23 protein-coding genes, 1 other RNA gene and 1 pseudogene are annotated in these 23,388 nt (G+C 67.7%); 12 read left to right on the top strand and 13 right to left on the bottom strand.

Annotation, left to right across the window (positions count from 1 at the left end):
* Positions 1 to 220: pseudogene (locus H537_RS53445) on the bottom strand (IS701 family transposase); the annotation flags it as partial.
* Here H537_RS53445 and H537_RS53440 point away from each other — a divergent pair.
* The 3 genes from H537_RS53440 to H537_RS53435 all read left to right on the top strand — a co-directional run bounded on the left by H537_RS53440 (position 219) and on the right by H537_RS53435 (position 1,721).
* Positions 219 to 806, top strand: a complete 588-nt coding sequence (locus H537_RS53440) for a hypothetical protein (protein WP_156901967.1) — start codon at positions 219 to 221, stop codon at positions 804 to 806. The pseudogene H537_RS53445 and the gene H537_RS53440 overlap by 2 nt on opposite strands.
* 181 nt (positions 807 to 987) lie before the next feature.
* Complete coding sequence (locus tag H537_RS0127540) at positions 988 to 1,236, top strand: hypothetical protein (protein ID WP_156901966.1); 249 nt, start codon at positions 988 to 990, stop codon at positions 1,234 to 1,236.
* Positions 1,236 to 1,721 (top strand): hypothetical protein, encoded by a 486-nt coding sequence (locus tag H537_RS53435; protein WP_156901965.1) that lies wholly within the window; start codon positions 1,236 to 1,238, stop codon positions 1,719 to 1,721. The genes H537_RS0127540 and H537_RS53435 overlap by 1 nt, the downstream gene beginning before the upstream one ends.
* A 124-nt stretch (positions 1,722 to 1,845) precedes the next feature.
* Here the strand turns inward: H537_RS53435 and H537_RS0127535 are convergent, their stop codons facing one another.
* From H537_RS0127535 to H537_RS0127525, 3 genes are all read right to left on the bottom strand, one after another.
* Positions 1,846 to 2,961: a methyltransferase gene (locus H537_RS0127535; RefSeq protein WP_029000436.1), complete on the bottom strand. Its 1,116-nt coding sequence runs from the start codon at positions 2,959 to 2,961 to the stop codon at positions 1,846 to 1,848.
* Entirely contained in the window at positions 2,958 to 3,605 is a 648-nt protein-coding gene (locus H537_RS45815; RefSeq protein WP_043460196.1) for a TetR/AcrR family transcriptional regulator, read from the bottom strand. Before H537_RS45815 ends, H537_RS0127535 begins: the two co-directional genes overlap by 4 nt.
* Positions 3,606 to 3,892: 287 nt before the next feature.
* Positions 3,893 to 4,552, bottom strand: coding sequence for a hypothetical protein (locus tag H537_RS0127525; RefSeq protein ID WP_169517101.1), 660 nt, complete (start codon positions 4,550 to 4,552; stop codon positions 3,893 to 3,895).
* A gap of 201 nt (positions 4,553 to 4,753) precedes the next feature.
* Between H537_RS0127525 and H537_RS0127520 the strand changes: the two genes are divergently transcribed.
* Positions 4,754 to 5,854 carry an alpha/beta hydrolase family protein gene (locus H537_RS0127520; RefSeq protein WP_238446821.1) on the top strand — a complete coding sequence of 367 codons (1,101 nt, stop codon included), beginning with the start codon at positions 4,754 to 4,756 and terminating at the stop codon, positions 5,852 to 5,854.
* Positions 5,855 to 5,912: 58 nt separating this feature from the next.
* Here the strand turns inward: H537_RS0127520 and rnhA are convergent, their stop codons facing one another.
* A complete protein-coding gene (gene rnhA / locus H537_RS0127515; RefSeq protein WP_238446820.1) occupies positions 5,913 to 6,401 on the bottom strand; it encodes a ribonuclease HI in 489 nt (162 codons plus the stop codon).
* Positions 6,394 to 7,098, bottom strand: a complete 705-nt coding sequence (locus H537_RS0127510; RefSeq protein ID WP_238446819.1) for a class I SAM-dependent methyltransferase — start codon at positions 7,096 to 7,098, stop codon at positions 6,394 to 6,396. The genes rnhA and H537_RS0127510 overlap by 8 nt, the downstream gene beginning before the upstream one ends.
* A 178-nt stretch (positions 7,099 to 7,276) precedes the next feature.
* Between H537_RS0127510 and gloB the strand changes: the two genes are divergently transcribed.
* Both gloB and H537_RS0127500 read left to right on the top strand, forming a co-directional pair.
* Positions 7,277 to 8,050: a hydroxyacylglutathione hydrolase gene (gene gloB / locus H537_RS0127505; protein WP_029000431.1), complete on the top strand. Its 774-nt coding sequence runs from the start codon at positions 7,277 to 7,279 to the stop codon at positions 8,048 to 8,050.
* A complete protein-coding gene (locus tag H537_RS0127500) occupies positions 8,047 to 9,798 on the top strand; it encodes a transglycosylase SLT domain-containing protein (protein WP_051243331.1) in 1,752 nt (583 codons plus the stop codon). Before gloB ends, H537_RS0127500 begins: the two co-directional genes overlap by 4 nt.
* A 120-nt stretch (positions 9,799 to 9,918) precedes the next feature.
* Here the strand turns inward: H537_RS0127500 and H537_RS0127495 are convergent, their stop codons facing one another.
* The 5 genes from H537_RS0127495 to dnaX form a co-directional block, all read right to left on the bottom strand.
* Positions 9,919 to 10,689, bottom strand: coding sequence for a hypothetical protein (locus tag H537_RS0127495; protein WP_029000429.1), 771 nt, complete (start codon positions 10,687 to 10,689; stop codon positions 9,919 to 9,921).
* 147 nt (positions 10,690 to 10,836) lie between these two features.
* A complete protein-coding gene (locus tag H537_RS0127490) occupies positions 10,837 to 11,259 on the bottom strand; it encodes an SdrD B-like domain-containing protein (protein WP_156901963.1) in 423 nt (140 codons plus the stop codon).
* 140 nt (positions 11,260 to 11,399) lie between these two features.
* Positions 11,400 to 11,996 (bottom strand): recombination mediator RecR, encoded by a 597-nt coding sequence (recR, locus tag H537_RS0127485; RefSeq protein WP_029000427.1) that lies wholly within the window; start codon positions 11,994 to 11,996, stop codon positions 11,400 to 11,402.
* Positions 11,997 to 12,015: 19 nt separating this feature from the next.
* Entirely contained in the window at positions 12,016 to 12,342 is a 327-nt protein-coding gene (locus H537_RS0127480; RefSeq protein ID WP_029000426.1) for a YbaB/EbfC family nucleoid-associated protein, read from the bottom strand.
* An 18-nt stretch (positions 12,343 to 12,360) separates the two neighbouring features.
* Positions 12,361 to 14,415, bottom strand: a complete 2,055-nt coding sequence (gene dnaX / locus H537_RS0127475) for a DNA polymerase III subunit gamma/tau (protein WP_029000425.1) — start codon at positions 14,413 to 14,415, stop codon at positions 12,361 to 12,363.
* Between the two features lie 97 nt (positions 14,416 to 14,512).
* On the opposite strand from dnaX, the gene H537_RS0127470 reads away from it, so the two are divergent.
* Positions 14,513 to 15,649 (top strand): AIR synthase-related protein, encoded by a 1,137-nt coding sequence (locus H537_RS0127470; protein ID WP_051243329.1) that lies wholly within the window; start codon positions 14,513 to 14,515, stop codon positions 15,647 to 15,649.
* Positions 15,650 to 15,739: 90 nt separating this feature from the next.
* Positions 15,740 to 15,837: signal recognition particle sRNA small type (gene ffs / locus H537_RS50405), an RNA gene on the top strand.
* Between the two features lie 111 nt (positions 15,838 to 15,948).
* Here the strand turns inward: ffs and H537_RS45810 are convergent.
* Entirely contained in the window at positions 15,949 to 17,559 is a 1,611-nt protein-coding gene (locus H537_RS45810; protein WP_156901962.1) for an HDOD domain-containing protein, read from the bottom strand.
* Between the two features lie 358 nt (positions 17,560 to 17,917).
* On the opposite strand from H537_RS45810, the gene trxA reads away from it, so the two are divergent.
* From trxA to H537_RS0127445, 4 genes are all read left to right on the top strand, one after another.
* Positions 17,918 to 18,247, top strand: a complete 330-nt coding sequence (gene trxA / locus H537_RS0127460; RefSeq protein WP_029000423.1) for a thioredoxin TrxA — start codon at positions 17,918 to 17,920, stop codon at positions 18,245 to 18,247.
* A 276-nt stretch (positions 18,248 to 18,523) separates the two neighbouring features.
* Positions 18,524 to 19,789 carry a transcription termination factor Rho gene (rho, locus tag H537_RS0127455; RefSeq protein ID WP_029000422.1) on the top strand — a complete coding sequence of 422 codons (1,266 nt, stop codon included), beginning with the start codon at positions 18,524 to 18,526 and terminating at the stop codon, positions 19,787 to 19,789.
* Positions 19,790 to 19,979: 190 nt separating this feature from the next.
* On the top strand, positions 19,980 to 20,240 hold the full coding sequence (locus tag H537_RS0127450) for a type B 50S ribosomal protein L31 (protein ID WP_029000421.1): 261 nt from the start codon (positions 19,980 to 19,982) through the stop codon (positions 20,238 to 20,240).
* A gap of 149 nt (positions 20,241 to 20,389) precedes the next feature.
* Positions 20,390 to 22,060 (top strand): hypothetical protein, encoded by a 1,671-nt coding sequence (locus tag H537_RS0127445; protein WP_029000420.1) that lies wholly within the window; start codon positions 20,390 to 20,392, stop codon positions 22,058 to 22,060.
* On the opposite strand, the gene phoR is transcribed toward H537_RS0127445, so the two are convergent.
* The gene (gene phoR, locus H537_RS45805; RefSeq protein ID WP_043460194.1) at positions 22,030 to 23,385 is read right to left on the bottom strand and encodes a phosphate regulon sensor histidine kinase PhoR; all 1,356 of its coding nucleotides are present in this window, start codon (positions 23,383 to 23,385) and stop codon (positions 22,030 to 22,032) included. The two genes, H537_RS0127445 and phoR, sit on opposite strands and share 31 nt — an antisense overlap.
* Positions 23,386 to 23,388 lie beyond the last annotated feature (3 nt).

The following is a 23,388-nucleotide window of genomic DNA, read 5'->3' as shown; positions in this document are numbered from 1 at the left end:
CGAGTACGGTATCGTCAAAAATCAGATAGCCATGAGCGCTGGGAATCACGTGCGGCCGAATGTTTTCCCAAATGATGCGTGATGTGATGCGCTCGCCGTTCAAATACCGATTGAGGGCGTCATGGCTGAAGTGGGCATGATGCTCGGCATAGTGCGTCAAGGTGAAGTTGACCTGACTCGATAACAGGAACTGACAGTAGTCCACGCGGGATGGATTCATGTCGCCGCCTAGTGAAAGACAAAACTATGATCTATGCTTTCAAGAAGTTCAAGTTGAAATTAATTCATGGGATTTCTATGATTTTCTATCAAACTTTTGCGTAAGTCCTAACAAGAATACCCTTAAGCTAAGATTCTCGAAGTCGCAAGGCCAAAAAATTAATGAAGCAAAGAAACTCTTGTCGCTTTTATTCTTGCTCAAGCGAGAATCAGAAAAAACCCTTAGTAGCGTACTTGCCTTGGCAGAACTTATTTACCTTGACTTTTTGACTCACAAGGAAGAAATAAGACCGTATCTACGCTCCATCATTGAAACCGAAATACAACTCGCGAACGAGAAGAAGTCTGCTTTTGAGGTGGTCTGGCTGGTATTTTTCTCCCGCTACCTTAGCCTTGGCATATCAGACTTCAAAACCATGATCACCGATCCAGAGTTGATCGCAAACTCATTTGTTAAATGCTTTTTGACACCACAACACAAAATATATCCAGAAACCAAAATTTCGTTATTCCGCAAACCCAGCGAGTGCAAAGGAACGCTACTAGTAGATCAATTCGATGTATTTCAACGCAAAGCCTCCATATAACCACGTGGATAATGAGTCACAGACAGCACTTGCGACCCCACATACTCTCTCCACAACGATCATGATGGAATGTAGATATCGCATCTAAGGACAAGCTATCTTGGGCATCTTCTTTCAGGCCTTTTCGGTTTCTGACCAGACCATCGAAACCATCCTGCACGATCCGCTGCTGGTGTAGCAGGTGGTCGAGCATGAAAATCCCGAGGCCTATCGAAAGGCCTTGGATGTCGCCAACCGCAAGCATTTTCTCAAGCGCCTGTGGGGCAAGAGCTACCCGACCGTGGAGCCGTCAACGCTGGGTTTCAGTGAGCACGAGCTGCGCATACTGGACCTAGACAAATCCTGGGACGGCTTGAATTTCACCTTCCGCACGCTGTGGCCCGAGGCACCTAGATTTTTCGAGCATGCCGCAGAGATCGCGAACAAGTAATGGGCGACACAGATAAAACAATGAACTGGCGGTTTCCATGGAAATTTTATTTTTTCGCAGGAGCTTTTCTTCTTGCATTCCACCCATCTTCTGCCACGACGCTAAAATTCAGTCAAGAGCTGATACTTGAATTCCCTCAATCCGCAACACTGCTTGGTTTGCAGCACAAGAACCAGCTTCAAACGATTGCAGACGCCAAGACACAGCACTGCCTGCCGAGTCCGGAAGCGAGTGTTGTTGTTGCTGTGGAGGCAATAATATTAAGAACTGGCGATCCAGATGCACGTTCGGAAGCTGAGGCTCTCGCCAAAATTATCAGAGATACACTCATTGAACAGGGCATCCCGGGGTACACCATATTCCATGGCGCAACAGCCTGGGACGACATTACTTCAAGACGGTCGATTGCCAGAGATGTTTCTTATGAGCGGACAGCGCCAAATTCCGTCATCATTGAATTGGTTTGCGACCCCAAATCCCATTAAGCTGAAAATTCAAATGATCATGAATTCAATTTGATAGCTCATTTGTTCTTGGCCTATCCCAAAAAAACCTGTGAGCAGTTGGGCTGCTATACTCAACCACACAGGTGGCGCGCATTATTGAACCCTACCCCGCTTTCAAAACCAAAATACTCGCCGGCGACCGCAACCCCACGCGCTCCTCAACCTCCAGCCCGCACTGCCCGCACAGCGCCCGCCATTCACCGATAGGCCGCAGCCGGCCCGGTGTGCCCATGAGCATTTGCATGTCCACGGATGCGGAAGCGATATCCGGATCACATTCATCCGGTATCAACTCCATGACGGCCGCCCTCGCGCCGGAAACCGCGCAGCGCTCGCGCACATGGCGCAGCAACTCGATGCAGGCTTTGTCCTCCAGGCCGTGGAATATGGCGCTGAACAGGTAAACATCCTTTGCGCCCCGGGCGGGCGGCAGCGGGTCGAACAAGTCTCCCGCCTGGAATTCCAGCCGCTCCAGAATTTCGGGCTCCGCGCTGGCCGCCCACTTGGCGGACGCGGCCGAGACCAACCGCTTTCGATCCACCACCAGCGCCCGCAAATGCCGGTGCCGTTTCAGGATGGCGACCGCCTTGCTGCCCACGCCGCCGCCCACGTCGATCACCCGCTCGAAACGGCCCCAGTCGAAATCCTGCGCGAAACCATCGCCCCCCACGCGCTCCACGCTCGCCATGGCCTCGGAAAACAATTCGTCCAGGGCCGAATGCGAATCCATGTAGGCATAAAGATCCTGCCCGTGCGCCAATTCGAAGGGCACTTTCCCGCTACGCACGCCCTGCTCCAGTTGCGCGTACCACGGCAGGCTCATCGCCTCGGCGTTGTGCATGAGCACCAGCGGCCGCACGTTGCCGGGATGGCCGTCGCGCAAGTGGTTCGAGACCCGGTTGTTAGCAAACACGCCCGGCCGGGTTTCCCTGAACACCCCCAGCGCCGCCAATAAGCGCAGCAAGCGGCCGGTGGACCGCGCGTCCGAACCCACCCGGGCAGCCAGCGCGTCGATCGCCAGGCTTTGGTCTCCCAAGGCGGTGGCAAGGTCCAGCCGCGCGGCGACATATAAGGCCCGCGATTGCCAGAAGGCGGAGCCGATCTGGAGCAGCCTGAAGGGCGGCGGCGTGAGCTGGGCCACGGCCTGGCTCACGCCATTGATCAGGCGCACCAGGCCGCCAAAGACCCGCACGCCCAGCGCATTCCTTTGAAAGCTCATGCCTGCTCCAGCGGGCCACCCACGGCGGCGGCCAAGCCGGCCGAGAACAAGCGGCCGTTGAAGCACGCCAAACGGCCCAGGAATTCGGCATCCATGGGCCGCTCCATCTGCTCCTCGAAAACGCGCTTCAGCAGCATCGGCGTCATCGCCAGGCTGACGAAAGCCATGCGCACGATGTCCGGGTCCACGTCCGGCGCGATGCCGCCCTGGGCTTTCAAGTCTTCCAGGCGCCGAGCGCCGCGGGTGCGACCGCGCTCCAGCAACTGGTGGATGAAGCGCCGGCCGGGGCCCTGGTCCAGCGCCAGCACCTTCAATATCAGCTTGGGAAACTCCGGCCGGCTGGACATGGTGTCGTAATAAAGCCGCAGGAAACCCTCGAAACCTTCGACCGAGGCCAGCAGCGGGCCGTCTAGGATTTCCAGCAAGGGTTTCAACGTCTCCCGGATCATTTCCTCATACAGACCTTCCTTGCTGCCAAAATAGTAGCGGATCATCGAGACGTTCGCGCCCGCGCGGCTCGCGATCATTCTCGTGGTGACGTTGTGATAATCGTCCGCCAAGAAACAATCCAGCGCCGCCTGCAACAGTCGCGCCCTGACGGCTTCCGTTCCCTTGGCATTTTCCTTGTTGTCGTCTTCTTCCACGGTGCTTCCTCCCGGCTTGATGGAACCAAGAGTAGCATTCGGCGCAGCGCTCACGCCGGTGTTTCGTCAATCAAGATCTGGCGCTTGATTGAACTGGAATCCGTAAATTCATTTGCCACTGGACTTGATACGAATGGCGGCTCCAATCGCATCAAAATTTGATACGCAAACCGCGTTCATCGCATCAGGAGCGGCTGCACAGCAGGCTGGCGGAGGATCGCCGCTCCCCACGGCGATCCTCCCTTGCGCCTGTCATCGCCCCAGGCGCACCGGCGCCGCCGAGCCGGTTACCAGGACCAGCGCTTCGACGAGGCCCGGTTGGTCATGAATCCGCCCACGTAATAGCAATTCGGGAAGCAGCGCACCCAGTCGCCGGTCTGGTAATAGCCGTCGTAGCTCGTGTTGCGACTGCAGCCGCTGAAGCCGCGGGTAGAGGTCAGGCGGTTGTTGAATTGGCCCGGCATGTTGGCGACGTAGGAACGGCCGCCATAGCAACCATAGATATTGCGCGCGTACCAGGTGAAGCTGGCGCCGCGGTAGTAGGTGCTGTCGTAATCGATGCCGATCACCCGCGTCGCGGCGGCGGCGAGCTGCGATTCGCCCACCGTCTCCGGCGTGGCGTCGGAGGCCAGCGCGACGGTGTTGTCGGTCGCGGCGGCCATGGCGGCGGCGAAGCTCGCATGGCAGCTGACCTTGCCCATGGCTGAGGCCTTCGCGCCTTCGGCCAGCGGCGCCAGCTCGGCAATGCAGTGCTGCTTGCTGGGGGTGGTCGCCGCGCTGGTTTCCGGCGCCAGGCTGCCCGCCTCGGCTTTGGCATCGGATTGCGCCAGCGCCGCCGAAGTGCCCAGCACGGCCAGGCCCACGGTGGCGGCCACACGGAAGAAAGAGAATTGGCGATTCATTTCCAGCTCCAAAGCGAGTAGTTTCAAACTGCGGTTGAAAGGCACTGTTCCCTGGGTCTTGAAACTGTCAGCTTAAAAATGGCCCATCCGGCCATGAATCCTGAACCGGAATCATGGGACAGGCGGCCTGTTTCTTATGCTGCACTCCGCATGAATATCGCGGAATGAGGTCAGTGTAGGCAGCAGGTTCAACGTTTTTATCCCCCGGAGGGTGGCGCGAGTTGGAGGGGAGCTAGAATCCCCCCAATGGCCGTCGGCATCGCGTTGACACGAGTAACCCACCCCTCCATGCGAAAACTCAAGCAAATTCTGCTTCGTGCCGTCCTGGCGCTCGCCGGTTTCATGGCCGGGAGCGCGAATGCGCAGTATGGCAATCTGGGTTTTGCCCAGCTGCCGCAGGTGGATGGCGGAAAGATTTCGCTTTTCTATCCGACGCTGGCGGCGGAGGCGCCCGTGCGGCAAGGCCCTTTTGAATTCTCCTGGGCGGCCGAGGCGCCGCCCTCCTTCGGCAACGGCCGCTTGATCGTGATTTCGCACGGCTCCGGCGGATCGCCCTGGGTGCACATGGACTTGGCCCGGGTGCTGGTGCGGCGCGGCTTCGCCGTGGCTTTTCCCCAGCACCAGGGCGACAACGTCGTGGATGCTTCCAGCCCGGGCCCCGCAAGCTGGGCCAAACGGCCGCTGGAAGTCAGCCATGCCATCGACGCGGTGGCGTCCTACCCGCCGCTGTCCAATCTCGTGTCCACGGACAGGGTGGGTGTTTTCGGCGGCTCGGCGGGCGGGCACACGGCGCTGTCGCTGGCCGGCGGCGCGTGGTCTCCGGCCCGGTTCAGGGACCATTGCGAAAAGCACCTGCGGGAGGATTTCTCGTCCTGCGTCGGATTCACCACCCTGCTTCGCAACGACGGCTTCGACAGCCTCAAGCTGTGGCTGGCGAGGTTGGTCATCGCGTGGCGCTTCAAGGACGAAACTCTGCAGCGCCACACCGACCCGCGCATCCAGGCCGCCGTCGCCATGGTGCCTTTCGCGGCGGATTTCGACCCGGCATCACTGGCCGAGCCGAAAATCCCGCTGGGATTGGTCATCGCCAGCAAGGACGTCAACCAGGTGCCGCAATTCCATGCGGAGGCGGTCGCAAAAGTTTGCGAGCCCCGCTGCGAAATCATTTTGCGGCTGCCCGAAGGCGGGCATGGCGCCATGCTGTCGCCCATGCCGCCGCTAGCGCCGGGCAGCGTGGCGCAGGCGCTGTTGAGCGATCCGCCGGGTTTCGACCGCGCCACGGCGGTGCCCGCGGTTCACCAGGGCATCGCGGATTTCTTCGCGCAGCACCTGCTGCCGCAGCGGTGACCGGCTCGCGGCCGGCGCAGGCGGGTCCCGCCCCAAGCGCCGTGCCGCCGTGCCCTGGTCAGCGCATCACCTCTGCCGTGCCCTTGTTGGCGAGCTGGTCGGCGCGCTCGTTGCCCGGGTCGCCGGAGTGGCCCTTGACCCAGTGCCAGCGCACGTCGTGGCGCTGCGCCAGCTCGTCCAGGCGTTGCCACAGCTCCACGTTCTTCACCGGCTTCTTGTCGGCCGTGGTCCAGCCGCGCTTCTTCCAGCCGTGGATCCAGGTAGTGATGCCGTTGCGCACGTACTCGCTGTCGGTGTGCACGTCCACGCGGCAACGCTTCTTGAGGATGGACAGCGCCTCGATCACCGCCGTGAGCTCCATGCGGTTGTTGGTCGTCAGCCGCTCGCCGCCCCACAGCTCCTTCTCGTGCGTGCCGCTGCGCAGCCACGCGCCCCAGCCGCCGGGGCCCGGGTTGCCCTTGCAGGCGCCGTCCGTGTAGACGATCACGGCGGCGGGTGCCGCCGCGGCCTCGTCACGGCCCAGGGCCGCCCCACTCGTTTCACTCAACTTCCAGTCCTTCCTTGTTCGCGACCACGGCGGTTGCCGCGGTGCTCTTGATGCGTTCGCGCCGGGCCAGTCCCACCAGCCGCATGCCGCGCACGCGCTTGACCGCCACCACCAGGTACACGGCGCCGAACACCGGCCACCAGCGGTCGCCGCGGTCCTCCATCCAGGCGAAGCGCCGCAGCCAGCGGTGCGTCCACAGCGGCGGCACGAAGCAGCCGAAGCGCCCCGCCTCCACCTCGAAGCTCAGCAGCCGCAGCCAGTCGCGCAGCCGCCAGTAGCCGATGGGCTCGCCTGCCTGCGGCAGGAACAGCGGCGCGCGCGAGCCCAGCCGCCGCCGCAGCCGACCCACCCGCTGCCGCAGCCCCCACAGGCTCAACGGGTTGAAGCCCAGGATCACCACCCGCCCCTCCGGCACCAGCACGCGCTCGACCTCGCGCAGGGTGCGGTGCGGGTCGCTGGCGAGCTCCAGCGCGTGCGGGAGCACCACCAGGTCCAGGCTGGCGTTGGCGAAGGGCAAGGCGTCGGATTCGCAATGCAGCGTCACCACCGCCGCGCGCGTGCCGGCACTGATGACGTCCGGCGCCTCGTCGCTGGCGCGCCAGCGGTGCGGCATGCGGTTCATGCGCAGCGCGTCGAGCTCCGGCAACCCCAGTTGAAGGGCGTGGAAACCGAACAGGTCCGGCACCGCCTGGTCCATGCATTGCTGCTCCCAGGCGAGCAAGTAGCGCCCGGGCGGCGTCGCCAGCCAACGCCTCAGGGCCTCATGCTGCGACTGCGCTCGCGATGCCAACGGGTTCAAACGTTCGGCATCCATGACGAACGTCTGCGCTGCCACAGGGTTTTCACTTGGGGAGCCTTCCTATAATCCGGCCGCCATGCGTTTGCTTGCCCTACCCGCCTTCACCGACAACTACATCTGGATGCTGCACGACGGCGTGCGGGCGTTGGTGGTCGACCCGGGCGAGGCGGCGCCGGTGGAAACCGTGCTGCAAGCCCAGGGGCTGCAGCTCGCGGGCATTCTAGTGACCCACCATCACGGCGATCACGTCGGGGGCGTGGACGCGCTGCGGCCGCGCCTCAATGGTCCGGTGTTCGGGCCGGCGCGCGAGCGCATCCCGCAGCCCTTCACGCCGCTGCACGGCGGCGAGCGGGCCTCGCTGCTGGGCCTGGCGTTCCAGGTCATCGACGTGCCCGGCCACACCGCCGGCCACATCGCCTACTTTCTCCCCGAGGGCGCACACGGTGCGCCCATTCTTTTCTGCGGCGACACGCTGTTCTCCGCCGGCTGCGGCCGGCTGTTCGAGGGCAGCCCGGCGCAGATGCAGGCGTCGCTGGCGGCCCTGGCCGCGCTGCCGGACGACACACGCGTGTGCTGTGCCCACGAGTACACGCTGTCCAACCTCCGCTTTGCCGCCGCCGTGGAGCCGCACAACCCCGCCATCGCGCAGCACCGCGCCTGGTGCGAGACCGAACGTGCCCACGGTGGCATCACCCTGCCGTCCACGCTTGCGCTGGAGCGGCAGATCAACCCCTTCCTGCGCCTGTCGCAGCCGGACGTCGTCCGTGCCGCGCAGCAGCAGCGGTCGGGGACCCACGGCGACGTCGAGGTGCTGGCGACGCTGCGCGAATGGAAGAACGGATTCCAATGAAAAAACTGCCGACTTCGCTGCCGCCGTGCTGGCGCACCCTGCTGTCCCTGGCCGCTGCCGCGGCGCTGAGCGCCTGCGCCACGGCGCCCATGCCCGGCGGGCCCGTGACGCCCGAGGACGTGGCCGCCGCCCCGCCGGTAACGCCGGCCGTGGCGCCCGACGTCGTCGTCATGCCGCTGCCCAGCGAATCGGCCCCGGCGCCGGTGGCCGCGCCGGTGGACCCGCTGCGCCCCGACGAGTCGGTGGACCTCAACGCCAACAGCGCGCGCATCGACCTGTGGTCGCGCGTGCGCTCGGGCTTCACGGTGCCGGACCTGGACAACGACCACGTGCGCCGCGCCGAGCAGTGGTACTCCAGCCGGCCGGACTACGTGCAGCGCATGACCGAGCGCGGCGGGCGCTACCTCTACCACATCGTCGAGGAGGTGCAGCGCCGCGGCCTGCCCACCGAGCTGGCCCTGCTGCCCTTCATCGAGAGCGCCTTCAACCCGCAGGCGATGTCCACGGCCAAGGCCTCGGGCATGTGGCAGTTCATGCCCGCCACGGGCCGCGACTTCGAGTTGCGCCAGAACATCTTCCGCGACGACCGCCGCGACGTGCTGGCCTCCACCCGCGCCGCGCTGGACTACCTCACGCGGCTGTACGGCATGTTCAACGACTGGCACCTGGCGCTGGCGGCCTACAACTGGGGCGAGGGCAACGTGCAGCGCGCCGTGGCGCGCAACGCCAAGGCCGGGCTGCCGACGGACTACGAGAGCCTGCGCATGCCCGACGAGACGCGCTACTACGTGCCCAAGCTGCAGGCGGTGAAGAACATCGTGATGCGCCCGGACAACTTCGCGCTGTCGCTGCCGCCGCTGGAGAACCACCCCTACTTCCTGGGCGTGCCCATCCAGCGCGACATCGACGTGGCGCTGGCGGCGCGCCTGGCCGGGCTGACGCTGGACGAGTTCAAGGCGCTCAACCCGCAGATGAACCAGCCCGTGATCCTGGCCGCAGGCACGCCGCAGGTGCTGCTGCCCTATGACAACGCCAGCATCTTCCTGAACAACCTCTCGCGCCACCGCGGCCAGCTCGCGAGCTGGACCGCCTGGGTCGCGCCGCGCACCATGCGCCCGGCCGACGTGGCCAAGGAGCTCGACATCTCCGAGGCCGATCTGCGCGAGGCCAACCGCATCCCGCTGCGCATGCTGGTGAAGGCCGGCTCCACGCTGATCGTGCCGCGCACCGAGGACCGTGCCCATGACGTGGCCGGCCACATCGCGGAGAACGCCTCCATCGCGCTGGCCCCGGACGTGCCGCCGCTGCAGCGCGTGGTGGTCAAGGCCGGCCGCAAGGGCGAGACCGTGGCCGCCGTGGCGCGCCGCACCCACACCACCGTGGCGCAGCTTGCCGCCTGGAACAAGGTGTCCGCCAAGGGCCGCTTCGCCCCCGGCAGCAGCGTCGTGATGTACCTGCCCGAGCGCGCGGCGCAGGTGGCGATGGCCTCGGTGGCGCCCGAGCCCGAACCGGCCGCCAAGCCCGCCGCCGTCGCCCGCAACGCCAAGGCGGCACCCACGCGCAGCGCCGCCCGCCCGGCCACCAGCACCGGCCGCACCACCGTGGCCTCGGCCCGTCCCGCGGCGCGCCAGGCGCCTCCCGCGCGCAGCGCCGCACGTGCCGCTGCGCCCGCTCCGCGCACCGCCGTGGCCAGCCGCGGCAACGGCAGCATGCGGGTGGCGGAAGCCCGCGACAGCGTGCGCCGCTGAGGCGCCGTCGCCGGCCCTGTGGGCCGGACATGAAAAAGCCGCCGCGGGCCAGGTGCCCGTGGCGGCTTTTTCTTGGGCGGGTTCCAGGCGCAGGCCGCCACGGCCTGCGCGCGGCCCGGGTCAGTAGACCGCGCTGTGCTGCGGCAGCGCGCCCAGCAGGCCCAGCACGTCGTCCGTCGTGACGGCCAGCTGGTCCAGCAGGAACTGGTCGTCCGCCTTGCCGCCCTTCACGCTGGCCGCGATGACCAGCAGGTTGCCCTCGCGCCCGGTGGCGTTGAGATCGGCCCAGCGCGCCACGGCGCCGCCGTCGTTCTCCTCGCGCGCCAGGCCGGCCAGCAGCGCATCGCTCAGGCGGGTGGGCAGCGTGGCGGCGCTGCCGATCCAGGCCGTGAGGTCGCTGTCGCCCGTCACCTGGCCCAGGAAGGCCTTGTCCACCACCACGTCCTGCGAGAACTTGAACACCAGGTAGTTGTCGCGCCCGCTGTTGTCCACGGTGTAGGTCTGGCCGGCGCCCCTCTCGCTGGCGTCGGTCACGCCCAGGCCTTTGGCATAGGTGCCCACGTAGGCCTGGGACCACTGGCCGTCGGTGGTGCGGCTGAAGGCAGCGGCGGTGACGCTGACGTTGTCCCGCGCCATGCCGCCGCCGTTGGTGCCCAGGGCCTGCAGCAGCGTGGGCGCAGAGCCGGGCACGTCGACGCCGAACAGCGCCTCGAAGCTCATGCCGGGCATCAGCCCGGTTTCGGGCCAGCCCGACAGCGGCGCGCCGCCCGCTCCGGTGTGGTTCTTCCAGAAGCCAGGCGTAAGGCCCTCGGTGCCGCCGTCGGCGGTCTCGACGGTGTACTCGGCGTGGACGTATTTCTCGATGTCGATGCCCACGCAAGGCACGAGCACGCCGGCGTCGAGGCTGGTGTTCTCTCGCCGGAGGCCAGCGTGACGACCGGGCTGGCGCCAGCGGCGTCCACGTCCGAGTCGCCCAGGTCATCGCCGCGATCGCAGCGTGGCGAACACGCTGCCCGCGGGCTTGGCGAACACCACCTGTTACTGCACGCCCGGCGTCAGGCCCGTGAAGCGGTAGTTGCCGCTGGCGTCGGTGGTCACGGTGGCCGTGGTGTCGTCGCCGGTGCCGATGAGGCCATCGGCACCGCCACCGATGAGCGTGACTGTCTGGCCCGCGATGCCCTGCTCGCCCGCGTCCTGCACGCCGTCGGCGTCGAGGTCTTCCCCGACGAAATCGCCCAGCTTGGCCGCCTGGGTTTCCATGACCAGGGGCTGGTAGTGCGTGGTGCCGGCCGCGTTGGCGGGATCCAGCACGATGCCGATGGCTTCGCCCACGTCGGGCACGTAGCCGTCATGGGCCAGCGCCAGGGACACCAGGGCGTTGATGTCGCTCACGTCTTGCGGTGCCAGGTAGGCGGCGATCGGGTACTTGTAGCCCATGAGCTGCCAGATTGCGCTCTGCACCTCGCCGCTGAGGGCAGGTGCGAGCCCTGTCGCGCAACGTGGGGCGCGGCGCGGGATGAAGCGGGACGGGAGTCGAGAAGCAGCACACGGGGAGAACCGGCGTGCGGGAAAAGCCGCGGCATGAGGCCACGGCGGGAACGTCAGCGCCGGTCCACCAGGGCGTGTGCGATGGTGGAGAGGTCCACGTATTCGAGCTCGCTGCCCGCGGGGACGCCGCGCGCGAGCCGGGTGACCTGCAGCCCGCGCGCCTTGAGCGCCTGGGCCAGCACGTGGGCGGTAGCTTCGCCCTCGGCGGTGAAGCTGGTGGCCAGGATGACTTCCTGCACCTGCCCGTCACCCGCGCGCTCCATCAGCTCGGCCGCACCGATGTCGCGCGCGCCCACGCCGTCGAGCGGGCTCAGCCGGCCCTTGAGCACGAAGTACAGGCCGCGGTAGCTGCCGGTGCGCTCCAGCGCCGCGAGGTCGGCCGGCCCCTCCACCACGCAGAGCTGGCGCGCGTCGCGCTCGGGGTCGGCGCAGATGGCGCAGAGCTCGGTTTCGCTCAAGCCGTGGCAGCGGCGGCAGTGCCGCACGTGTTCGGCCGCGGCGCGCAGCGCGTCGGCCAGGCGCAGCGCGCTGGCGCGGTCGTGCTGCAGCAGGTGGTAGGCCATGCGCTGCGCCGATTTCACGCCCACGCCGGGCAGGCGGCGCAGGGCGTCGATCAGCGCATCGAGGTGGCTGGGGGCCGGGGTGTTCAAGCCGGGTCGGCGAGCGGCCTCAGAACGGGAACTTCATGCCCGGGGGCAGCGGCATGCCGGCGGTGAGCTTGGACATCTTTTCCTGGCTCACGGTCTCGGCGCGGCGGATGGCGTCGTTGAAGGCCGCGGCGACCAGGTCTTCAAGCATGTCCTTGTCGTCGGCCAGCAGGCTGGGGTCGATGGTCACGCGCTTGACGTCGTGCTTGCAGGTCATGGTGACCTTGACCAGGCCGGCGCCGGATTGGCCTTCGACCTCGATGTTGCCCAGCTCGTCCTGGGCCTTCTTGAGGTTGTCCTGCATCGCCTGCGCCTGCTTCATCAGGCCGGCCAGTTGTCCCTTCAACATCGTGAGTTCCTTCGTGTGTCAGTTCGGTTTGATCGACCCCGGCACGATGCGTGCCGTGGGATAGCGCTGGAGCATCTGCTGCACCAGCGGGTCGTCGTGGATGATGCGCTCGGCCTGGCGCTGGCGGCGGTCGCGCTCGGCGTTCTCGCGCAGCGCGGGCGAATCCTGCGCCTTGCCGGCTTCCACCTCCAGGCGCAGGGCCGGATGCACCGCCTCGCGCAGCGCCGCCTGCAGCTTCTCGCACAGCGCGGGGTTGCGCAGCGACTCGCGCTCCACGCGCAGCCGCCACAGCGGGGCGTCGGCCTCGTCCGCGGCGACGAGCTCGGCCTGCATCGCCAGCTCGCGCACCAGCGCCACCAGGCGCACCTGCTGCACGACCGCATACCAGCGCTCGCCCAGCGCGGTGGGCGCCAGCTCCACGTCCTCGGCCACAGCCGGCTGCGGCCTGGAAACCGGGGCCGGGGCCGGCGGCTCGCGCAGCACCGGCTCGGCCGGTTCCTCGGCCATGGGCGCGGCATCGGCCTGCTGCCAGGACGAGGGCTCGTCCTCCCAGGGCGGCGCCTCGTCGTGCCAGGCCGGCGGCTCCTCCTGCATGACTGGGGCGGTGGGACGCGCGGCCACGGCGGGCGGCTGCGGGCGCGCCTCGACAGCAGGCCGTGGTTGCGGACGCACCGGCGGCGTAGCGGCAGGCGGGGCAGCCGACGGCTCCACCCGGGTGGCGGCCGGCGGCGACATGCGCTCCGGACGGGCCGCGGCGGCTGCAGGAGCAGGTGCCGCCATCGGTGCACGCACCGGTGCAGCGGCCATGCCGGCAGGCGCGGGCGCCGCGGCTGGCGGCTGCGCCATGGCCGGCCGGGGCGCCGCAACGGGAGCAGGAGCCGGCAGCCGGGCTGCTACCGGCGCCGCGGTCGCGGTGGGCGTGGCGCTCGCGCCGCGCGCCGTTTCGGGTCTGGACAGCGTTTGCGGTGCCCCGCCCGCGGGCGGGAAGGCCAGCAGGCGCAGCAGCACCATGGTCAGCCCGGCGTATTCGTCCGGCGCCAGGCTCAGCTCGGCACGGCCCTGCAGCGCGATGCTGTAGAGCAGCTGCGTCTCGTCCGGTGGCATCAGGCTGGCAAGCTCGATGGCGCCGGCGGTGTCGGGATCGGTCTCGTCCAGCGCGCCGGGCACCATCTGCGCCACGGCCATCTGCTGCAGCAGCGTGGCCATCTCCTCCAGCGTTGCCGCGGCCGAAAGCCCGCGCTCGCGCAGTGCCTGCACGCCCGAGAGCACCGAGGCGCCGTCGCGCAGCGCCAGCGCGCGCACCAGCGAAGCCGCATGGCCGCGGTCCACGCTGCCGAGCATGGCGCGCACGGTCTCCTCGGCCAGCGCGCCGCCGCCGTAAGCGATGGCCTGGTCGGTGAGCGAGAGCGCGTCGCGCATGGAGCCGCGCGCCGCGCGCGACAGCAGCCGCAACGAGGGCGCGTCGAAGGCCACGCCCTCGCTCTGCAGCACGTTGAGAAGGTGCTCGTGCACGGTCTCGGGCGCCATGGGCCGCAGGTTGAACTGCAGGCAGCGGCTGAGCACCGTGGGCAGCATCTTGTCCGGGTCGGTGGTGGCCAGGACAAACTTCAGGTACTCCGGCGGCTCCTCCAGCGTCTTGAGCAGCGCGTTGAACGCGTCGCGCGTGAGCTGGTGCGCCTCGTCGATCATGAAGACCTTGAAGCGGCCGACGCTGGGCTTGTAGGCGGCGCGCTCGATCAGGTCTCGGATCTCGTCGATGCTGCGGTTGCTGGCGGCATCGAGCTCGACGTAATCGATGTAGCGGTCGGCGTCGATCTCGGTGCAGGCGGTGCACACGCCGCAAGGGTGCGCGGTGATGCCGCCCGTGCCGTCGGGGCCGGTGCAGTTGAGGCTCTTGGCGAGGATGCGCGAGACGGTGGTCTTGCCCACGCCGCGCGTGCCGGTGAAGAGATAGGCGTGATGCAGGCGCTGCTGCTGCAGCGCGTTGGTCAACGCCTGCACCACATGCGCCTGGCCGACCATCTGGTCGAAACTGCGCGGGCGGTATTTGCGGGCAAGGACCACGTAGGACATCCGGCGATTCTACGGGGCGCGCCGACCCTGCCCGGCGGCCCTGCCGGCAGCGCACGCAACAGGAGGCGGTCGGGGCGCTGCCCGATAATCCGCGCCCATGAATGCCCAAACGCCCTCTTCTTCCGACAACACCGCCGCACCCCTGAGCTACGAACAGGCGGGCGTGAACTACGACCTCATCGACCCGCTGAAGGTCAGCGCCCAGCGCGCCGCCGCCGCCACGGCGCAGCACGTGGCCGCGCACGGCTTCGCCGAGGTGGCCGCCTCGCGCGGCGAATCGGCCTACGTGGTCGATGTCGGCCCGTTCTACATCGCCAGCATCGTCGAGTGCCTGGGCTCCAAGGCGCTGGTGGCCGACGAGATGGCCCAGCTCACCGGGCGCAGCTTCTACGAGGGCATCGCGCAGGACACCATCGCCATGGCGGTGAACGACCTCATCACCGTCGGCGCCACGCCGCTGGTGGTGCAGGCCTACTGGGCCGCCGGCGGCAGCGACTGGTTCAGCGACGCGCAGCGCGCGCAGGCGCTGGTGGCGGGCTGGAAGGCCGCGTGCGACACCTGCGGCGTGGCCTGGGGCGGCGGCGAGACGCCGGCGCTGGCCGGCATCGTGGAGGCCGGCCGCATCGACCTGGCGGCTTCCTGCACGGGCCTGATCAATCCCAAGGAACGGCTGTCGGTGGGCGACAAGCTCGCCGCGGGCGACGCCATCGTGCTGCTGGCCTCCAGCGGCATCCACGCCAACGGCCTGAGCCTGGCGCGCAAGCTCACGGAGCGGCTGCCGCAGGGCTACCTCACGCCGCTGGCCAACGGCCAGACCTACGGCGAGGCGCTGTTGGCGCCCACCACGCTGTACTCGCCGGTGACCGAGGCGCTGTACAAGGCCGGCATCACGCCGCACTACTGCGCCAACATCACCGGCCACGGCTGGCGCAAGCTGCTGCGCCATCCGGCGCGCTTCACGTACCGCATCCACGCCGTGCCGGAAGTGCCGGAGGTGCTGAAGTTCATCGCCCAGCACGCCGGGCACGACGACCGCGAGGCCTACAGCACGCTCAACATGGGCGCGGGCTTCGCGCTGTTCGTGCGCGCCGAGGATGCGCAGCGCACGGTGGAGATCGCGCAGGCGCAGGGCATCCCGGCGCTGGTGGCTGGCCGGGTCGAGGAAGGCGACAAGCAGCTGCTGATCGAGCCGCTGTCGATCCGTTTCGGCGACGACGACCTGCAGCTGCGCTGAGCGGCGTTGCAGGGCGCGTGCCGGGCCCGCATCGGCATGCGCTTGGCAGCCCCGACGGGGTGGCTCATCGCGTGGGCTACAATGCGCGCTGACGGGCCTCCCCGCATGGGAGCGCGGCCAACCGGGTCAGGTCGGGAACGAAGCAGCCCCAACCGTTGTGACCAGTGCCGGGGGTAAGGCTCGTCAACCCCCATCTCTTCCACTTGGCGTGTTCTGCGCCAGGTTCTCCGACTTCCCTCCCACCACAGCCCCGAACGGCGACCGCGTGCGTCGCCCGGCAGCTGAGCCGGCGTGCGGGCTCAGCCCACCACGGGAGCTTCCGATTCGCGCAGCATGGCCCGCAGCTTGGTCGAGTCCAGGCGCAGCAGGTGGCCATAGCGCTGCGCGACCCGGTCCACCGCGGCCGCGTACAGGCGGGATGGTTGCGTATGCGCATGCACGGCCTCGCAGGCCGCACTGGCCACGGCGCGCAGGAGCTCATCGCTGTCGGTGACGCGCACGGGCTGGTCCAGCGGCAGGCGGCCCGTCAGCTGCAGCATCGAGTCGTCCAGGCCCCACTGCTTCACCACGTGCATGGAAAGCGCGCTCGGCTCCAGCCCCAGCACTGTTTGCGCTGCGCTGAGCTCGTCCATGCCGAAGACCTCGGGCTCGTCCTCCGACGTGGTCGGCGGCGGCGCCATGAGCACGCGGATCTGCAGCGCCAGGTCCGGGAAGTGGTAGTGCAACAGCAGGCTGCCCAGCTGCTGCAGCATCGTCACGATGTAGACGACCTCGGGATCGTGCTGTCCCGGGCTGAGCAGTTGCGCCAGCCGGGCCGAATGCTGCGTGTACGTGAGCTGCTGCATCATCCGCTGGGCCGCCGCTTCATCCAGCGTCCCTGGCCAGGGACGCTGCAACTGCACCGCGCGCTGCACGCCTTCCAGGCCGATCAACGCGATCGCCCGGCGCACGGTCACCACGGCGCCAGTGCCCGGGCGCTGCGTATTGCGCACGTAGGAAGCATTGGCTTGCCGCAGCAGCTCGAAGCACAGCGCGGGATCCTGCAACACCTCGTGGGCCAGCGCGCCCACGTGTCGACGCTCCATGTTCATCAGCCGTGTCGCGATGGCCGCGCCATCGGGCAAGGCCGGCAAAGCGCCATGGCGGCGCGCACGGTCCATCAGTTGCACGGGCAGGTCATTGCGCGATGACGATTGTTGCGACGGCACCCAGCTTTCAAGCGCACGCACCATCGTGCGCGCATGGCGGAAGCGCTGGTGCGGGTAGGGATCGAGGCAGCGGCTGACGATGGCGCGGAGCTCCTCGGGCACCGGCAGCGGCAGCTCGCGTGGCAGACGCACCGTGGCGTCGCCGAAAGGCGTGAGGCGCTCGACCGCCCGGCCCAGGTCGGGCTCGTCCAACGCCGGCCGGGCCGCAAGCAGGTGGTACATCTGCAAGCCCACCGCCAGCAGGTCGCGCTCGGCCAGGGCGTGCCGGCTCTGCAGCGGACCGATGTGCTCGGGCAGCTTCGGCTCGGGTGCCACGCCCAGCCCCAGCAGCTGCACGTCGCCGCGGTCGTTGAGCTGCACCATGTGCAGTTGCAGGTCCCGGTGCGCCTGACCGGCGTCGTGGGCGAAAGCCAGGCCTTCGAGCACTTGTGCGGCCCAGCGGACGACGTCCATCGTCACCTGGCCGCGCGGATCCAGCAGCTCCGCCACCGTCGGGCCGCTGCTGCGCGCATACGCGACAAAAGGCAGGCGCTGGAAGACGCCGATTTCCACCGCCGGCGCCAGCCGCGGATGGCTCAGCCGCGCCGCTGCGCGCACGTCCTCCATCCAGCGCTCCATCGCCATGGTGCCTTGGGGCGGCACGCGCGGCATGCACAGCGCCAACAGGCGATCCTGCTCCGCATCATGAGCTTCCCACAACATGCTGCGCCCGCTCTTGCCCAGCAACCGGCGGACTTCAAAGCGGCCAAAGCGTTGTGGAAAACGATCGACGGGCAGAGAGGGAGGGTGAGACATGACGGCGGTCACTGTGCCACCGCACCTGATTCACATCAGCCGCGATGGCATGAATTGCTGCCGTTTTTCAGAAAAACACGGTTACAAAACGGTAAAAACACCTTGCCAAGTACCGGGCTTGCATGCGTGAGCAAGCCTCCTCCCGGGATACCGATCAGCGCCAGCCCTGCCCGGGCAGGATGAGGGGTTTGTGTCAGAATCTTCAGACCACCGCTATTTACGCATTGCGCCGCAGTTCATCCCTGCGGGCGCGGGCAAATCCAACATGAGCAGCGAACTGATCAAGCATGTGTCCGACGCCTCGTTCGAGGCTGATGTACTGAAGGCTTCCCAGCCGGTACTGGTCGACTACTGGGCCGAATGGTGTGGCCCCTGCAAGATGATTGCGCCCATCCTGGACGAGCTGGCCGAGACCTACAAAGGCCGGCTGCAGATCGTCAAGCTCAACGTTGACGAAAACCGCGACACGCCGGCCAAGTACGGCATCCGCGGCATCCCGACGCTGATGTTGTTCCGTGACGGAAATGTCGCCGCGACCAAGGTCGGCGCGCTGGCGAAGGCGCAGTTGGCGGCTTTCCTGGACGCTAATCTATAATTCAGCAATCGCTGCGGTTTTCACCGCCTGAGATTTCGCCAAGGTCCGTTGCACTGGTCCCCGGCGGCGTCCGCAGCCCAAGCTTTGCCATCACACGCTCTACCGCCACGGCGGCTTGCGGCGTGTGAATCCGGCTCCCAACCCCCCGCGCATTTCCAGTCTTTTGGCCGCGACCAGCGGGTTGGTCCCGCCCGACATCGGGTTTTTCGAGCCGTAATGATCCGGTGCGCTTCCATGGCAAGGACGCGCGCCCTCCCCTCCCAGGGTCTGCCTTCCATGCATCTGTCCGAACTGAAAGCGCTGCACGTGTCCGAGCTCATCAAGATGGGCGAGGCGCTGGAGATTGACAACGTCGCTCGCATGCGCAAGCAGGAGCTGATGTTTGCGATCATGAAGAAGCGCGCCAAGGCCGGTGAGCAGGTCTTCGGCGACGGCGTTCTGGAGGTGCTGCCCGACGGCTTCGGCTTCCTGCGCTCGATCGACACCAGCTACATGGCGTCGACCGATGACATCTACCTGAGCCCCAGCCAGATCCGCCGCTTCAATCTCCACACTGGGGACATGATCGAGGGCGAGGTGCGCGTGCCCAAGGACGGCGAGCGCTACTTCGCGCTGGTGAAAGTTGACCGCGTCAACGGCCTCACCCCCGAGGAGAACAAGCACAAGATCATGTTCGAGAACCTGACGCCGCTGTTCCCCAAGGAACAGTTCAGGCTCGAACGCGACATCAAGAACAACGACGAGAACATCACCAGCCGCATCATCGACCTCATCGCGCCGCTGGGCAAAGGCCAGCGCGCGCTGCTGGTGGCGCCGCCCAAGAGCGGCAAGACGGTCATGATGCAGCACTTGGCGCATGCCATCGTCGCCAACCATCCCGACGTGCACCTCATCGTGCTGCTGGTGGACGAGCGTCCCGAGGAAGTCACGGAGATGCAGCGCACGGTGCGCGGCGAGGTCATCAGCTCCACCTTCGACGAGCCCGCGGCGCGCCACGTGCAGGTGGCCGAGATGGTGATCGAGCGCGCCAAGCGCCTGGTCGAGCTCAGGAAGGACGTGGTGATCCTGCTGGACTCCATCACCCGCCTGGCCCGCGCCTACAACAACGTGCTGCCCTCCTCCGGCAAGGTGCTCACCGGCGGCGTGGACGCCAACGCGCTGCAGCGCCCCAAGCGCTTCTTCGGCGCTGCGCGCAACGTCGAGGAAGGCGGCTCGCTCACCATCATCGGCACCGCGCTCATCGACACCGGCAGCCGCATGGACGAGGTGATCTACGAAGAGTTCAAGGGCACGGGCAACTGCGAGATCCACCTGGACCGCCGCATGGCCGAGAAGCGCGTGTACCCGTCGATCCTGCTCAACAAGAGCGGCACGCGGCGCGAGGAGCTGCTGCTCAAGCCCGAGATCCTGCAAAAAAGCTGGATCCTGCGAAAGCTGCTCTACCCCATGGACGAGATCGAGGCGATGGAGTTCATCCTCGACAAGATGAAGTCCACCAAGAACAACCTGGACTTCTTCGACCTGATGCGCCGCGGCGGCTGACCAGCCGTTCGCGCGGGCTGTCTCCGCACCGGCCCACTGCCCCACGGCAGTCGCGCATCAGTGGCGCCGCTTTTTGACGGCGTCAATCCCCGGTCGGCATGCCGGCTTGGGCTACAATCGCGGGTTTTCCGCTTTCGCCAAGTGCGCCGCATGGGGTGGCGTGGCTGGTGGCAACGCAGCGAGGTTTCCGATGAAAGAAGGCATTCACCCGAACTACCGCGAAGTCTGCTTCGTGGACCTGTCCAACGGTTTCAAGTTCGTCACGCGCTCTTGTGTGCAGAGCAAGGAATCCATCAAGCTTGACGACGGCCGCGAGCTGCCGCTGGTGAAGCTGGAAACCACCAGCGAGACGCACCCCTTCTACACCGGCACGCAAAAGAGCGTGGACAGCCTCGGCGGCCGGGTCGAGAAGTTCCGCAACAAGTTCGCGCGCGTCGGCCTCAAGAAGTGAGGTCGCGCTCCGGCGACACCAAAGGCAGCCTCGGCTGCCTTTTTTTCTGCCTGCGCCAACGCGGCGGCATGCCGGCCCGTTGCCAGATGTCCAGCGAGCAGCCGCGGCCCCGCACGGGGTCGCTTTCACATTGACGGCATGATTTCGGCGTGAACATCCCATCTCCCGCCCTGGTGACGCAACGCGCGGTGCAGCGGCTGCCGCGCATACCGCTGCTGCTGCTGTGCGCCGCTTACCTGCTGCCCGGCCTCTTCGGACGCGACCCCTGGAAAGGTGCGGACATCACGGCCTTCGGCTACATGACGGCCATCGGCGAAGGACGCGGCTCCTGGCTGACGCCCCTGGTAGGCCTGCTGCCGCCGGACGGACCGCTGCTGCCGCACTGGCTGGGCGCGTCTTTTATCGTCCTGCTCTCGCCGCTGATCGAACCGGCCCTTGCCGCCCGCATTCCCTTCGCACTGCTGCTGGCGGCGACGCTGGCGCTGACCTGGTACAGCGCTTTCCACCTCGCACGCACCGAGGCGGCCCAGCCCGTGGCCCTGGCCTTCGGCGGTGAAGCCAATACCGTGGATTACGCCCGCGCCGTGGCCGACGGCGCGCTGCTGGCCCTGATGGCCACGCTGGGCCTGTTGCAGCTCGGCCACGAGACCACGCCCGAGCTGGCCCAGCTCTTCGCCATGGCACTGCTGTTGTGGGGCCTGGCTGCGGCGACTTGGCGCACCAACCTGGCCCGCGCGGCGGTGCTGGGTGCCCTGCCCCTGCTGTCGGCCTGTGACGCGCCCAACGTGGCGCTGGCCGCGGGACTGATCGGCACGGCCATCTGTGCCCGCTCGGCCGACACGCCGATGCGCCGATTCGCCCCCTGGATCGGCGCCTCGACGCTGGCCTCCCTGCTGCTGACGCTGGCCCTGCAGCATGCGCGCTGGCGCTGGGAGTTCGAGCCCGATGCCGCGCAGCTGCTCCAGCTGGGCCGCCTGCTGTCGTGGTTCCTGTGGCCGGTGTGGCTGCTGGTGCCCTGGACGCTGTGGCATTGGCGCCGCCACCTGTTCAAGCGCCACATCGTGCTGCCGCTGTGCCTGGCGCTGGTCGGACTGGGCACCTGCATCGCCCTCGGCGGCTCGGACCGCGCCCTGCTGCTGGCGCTGCCCCCGCTGGCGGTGCTGGCCGCGTTCGCGCTGCCCGCGCTGCGGCGCAGCGCCAGCGCCGCAATCGACTGGTTCTCGGTCTTCTTCTTCAGTGCCGGCGCATTGGCGATCTGGGTGGTGTACGCCGCCATGCAGACGGGCGCCCCCGCGCGCACGGCGGCCAACATCGCCCGCCTGGCCCCGGGCTTCAAGGCGGAGTTCTCCCTCGTCAGGCTGCTGGCCGCGGTGGCCGGCACGCTGGCTTGGCTGGCGCTGGTGCGCTGGCGCACGGCGCGCCATCCGCAGGCGTTGTGGAAGAGCCTGGTGCTGCCCGCCGGCGGCGTGGCGCTGGCCTGGCTGCTGGTGATGACGCTGTGGCTGCCGGCGCTGGACTATGGGCGCAGCTACCGCCCGTGGGTGCAGCGCATTGCGCGCCACGTGGGACCGAGCCCCGCGTGCGTGGCCGCGCCGGGCCTGCCGCGCGCCGCGATCGCCGGACTGGAGTATTTCGGCGGCTGGCGCGTGGACGCCCGTCCCGATGCCACCGACTGCCCGGTGCTGCTGCGCCCCGATGTCGACCACCAGGCCGCGCCGCCCGCGCTTGCTGGCTGGCGCTTCGTCGCCCGGGAACGCCGTCCCACGGACCGCGACGAGAGCGTGCTGATCTACCGCCGCACCGCCGCGTCGACGCGCTGATCCAGCATTTGCGCCTGCCGCCGCACCCGCACCGGCGGCAGCAGCAGGCTGAAGGTGGAGCCCTGGCCCGGCGTGCTGTCGATGAGCAGCTCGCCGCCATGGCGCTGCGCCACGTGCTTCACGATGGACAGCCCCAGCCCAGTACCACCCGTCTCGCGCGAGCGGCTGCCGTCCACGCGGTAGAAGCGCTCGGCCAGCCGCGGCAGGTGCTCGCGCGCAATGCCGATGCCGCTGTCGCTCACGGCAATCTCCAGCCGCCCGTCCTCACGCCAGCGCAGGGCCAGACCGATGTGTCCGCCCGCGGGCGTGTAGCGCACGGCATTGCTCAGCAGGTTGGTCAGCGCACTGTCGATCTCGCCCTCGCTGCCGGCCATCTCGATGCCTTCCGGCGCCGTGAACCGCAGCTCGTGCGCGCCGCTGGACAGCGCCTGCGTGCGCGCCCGTACCTGCTCCAGCAGGGTGTCCAGCGCAAACCAGCGGTCCGGCGCCGGGCGCGGGCTGCCTTCCAGGCGTGCCAGCGTCAGCAGGTCGTCCACCAGCGTGCGCATGCGCGCCGTCTGCTGGGACATCAACGACAGCACCCGATGCCGCTCGGCCTCGGCCAGCGGCAGCGTCTGCATGGTCTCCACGAAGCCGGACAAGGCCGTGAGCGGCGTGCGGATCTCGTGCGACACGTTGGCGACGAAGTCGCGCCGCATGGCCTCGTGGCGCTCGCGCTCGGTCACGTCCTGCGACAGCACCAGCTTCAGTCCGGCGCCGTAGGGGCGCAGCAGCACCGACAGCGTGCCGGCGCGGCGCAGGCCCGACAGCAGCTGGGGCTGCGCCGGCGCCTGGGGTGCCTGCAGCAGCGCCACGAAGTCGGGAGCACGCACCAGGTTCGTCACGCGCTGCAGCCGGTCCCGCTCGGGATCGAGGCCGAAGTGGTCCGCCGCCGCCGCGTTGCACCACAGGATGGCCTCGCCCGCGTCCAGCAGCAGCACGCCGTTGGGCGAAGCTTCGATGGCGTTGAGGAACTGCGCATGCTGCGACCGCTCCCGCGTCAGCTGCCGCTCACGCAGCCGCAGCGCCCGCTCGATGCGGTAGCCCAGCTCGCCCCAGAAACCCGTGTCGCGCGGCGCTGCCGCGTCCTGGGCACCGCGCAGCCAGCGCATCAGCCGCTGCCCGCGCAGCGCATCGGCCGAGGCGTTCAGCAGCACCCAAAGGCCGCCTCCGGCCAGTACCCCGGGCCACAGCTCGCCCATCGGGGCCCCCACAAGCGCCCCCAGTCCTGAGCCCGCAGCCCAGGCCGCCACCGCGCCCAGCGGGCGCCCCAAGAGGTAGCGCACGGC

The organism is Azohydromonas australica DSM 1124 (genome assembly GCF_000430725.1).
Lineage (GTDB): Bacteria > Pseudomonadota > Gammaproteobacteria > Burkholderiales > Burkholderiaceae_C > Azohydromonas > Azohydromonas australica.
The sequence above is the reverse complement of the archived record's forward strand: the minus strand, read 5'-3'. Positions and strand labels throughout refer to the sequence as shown.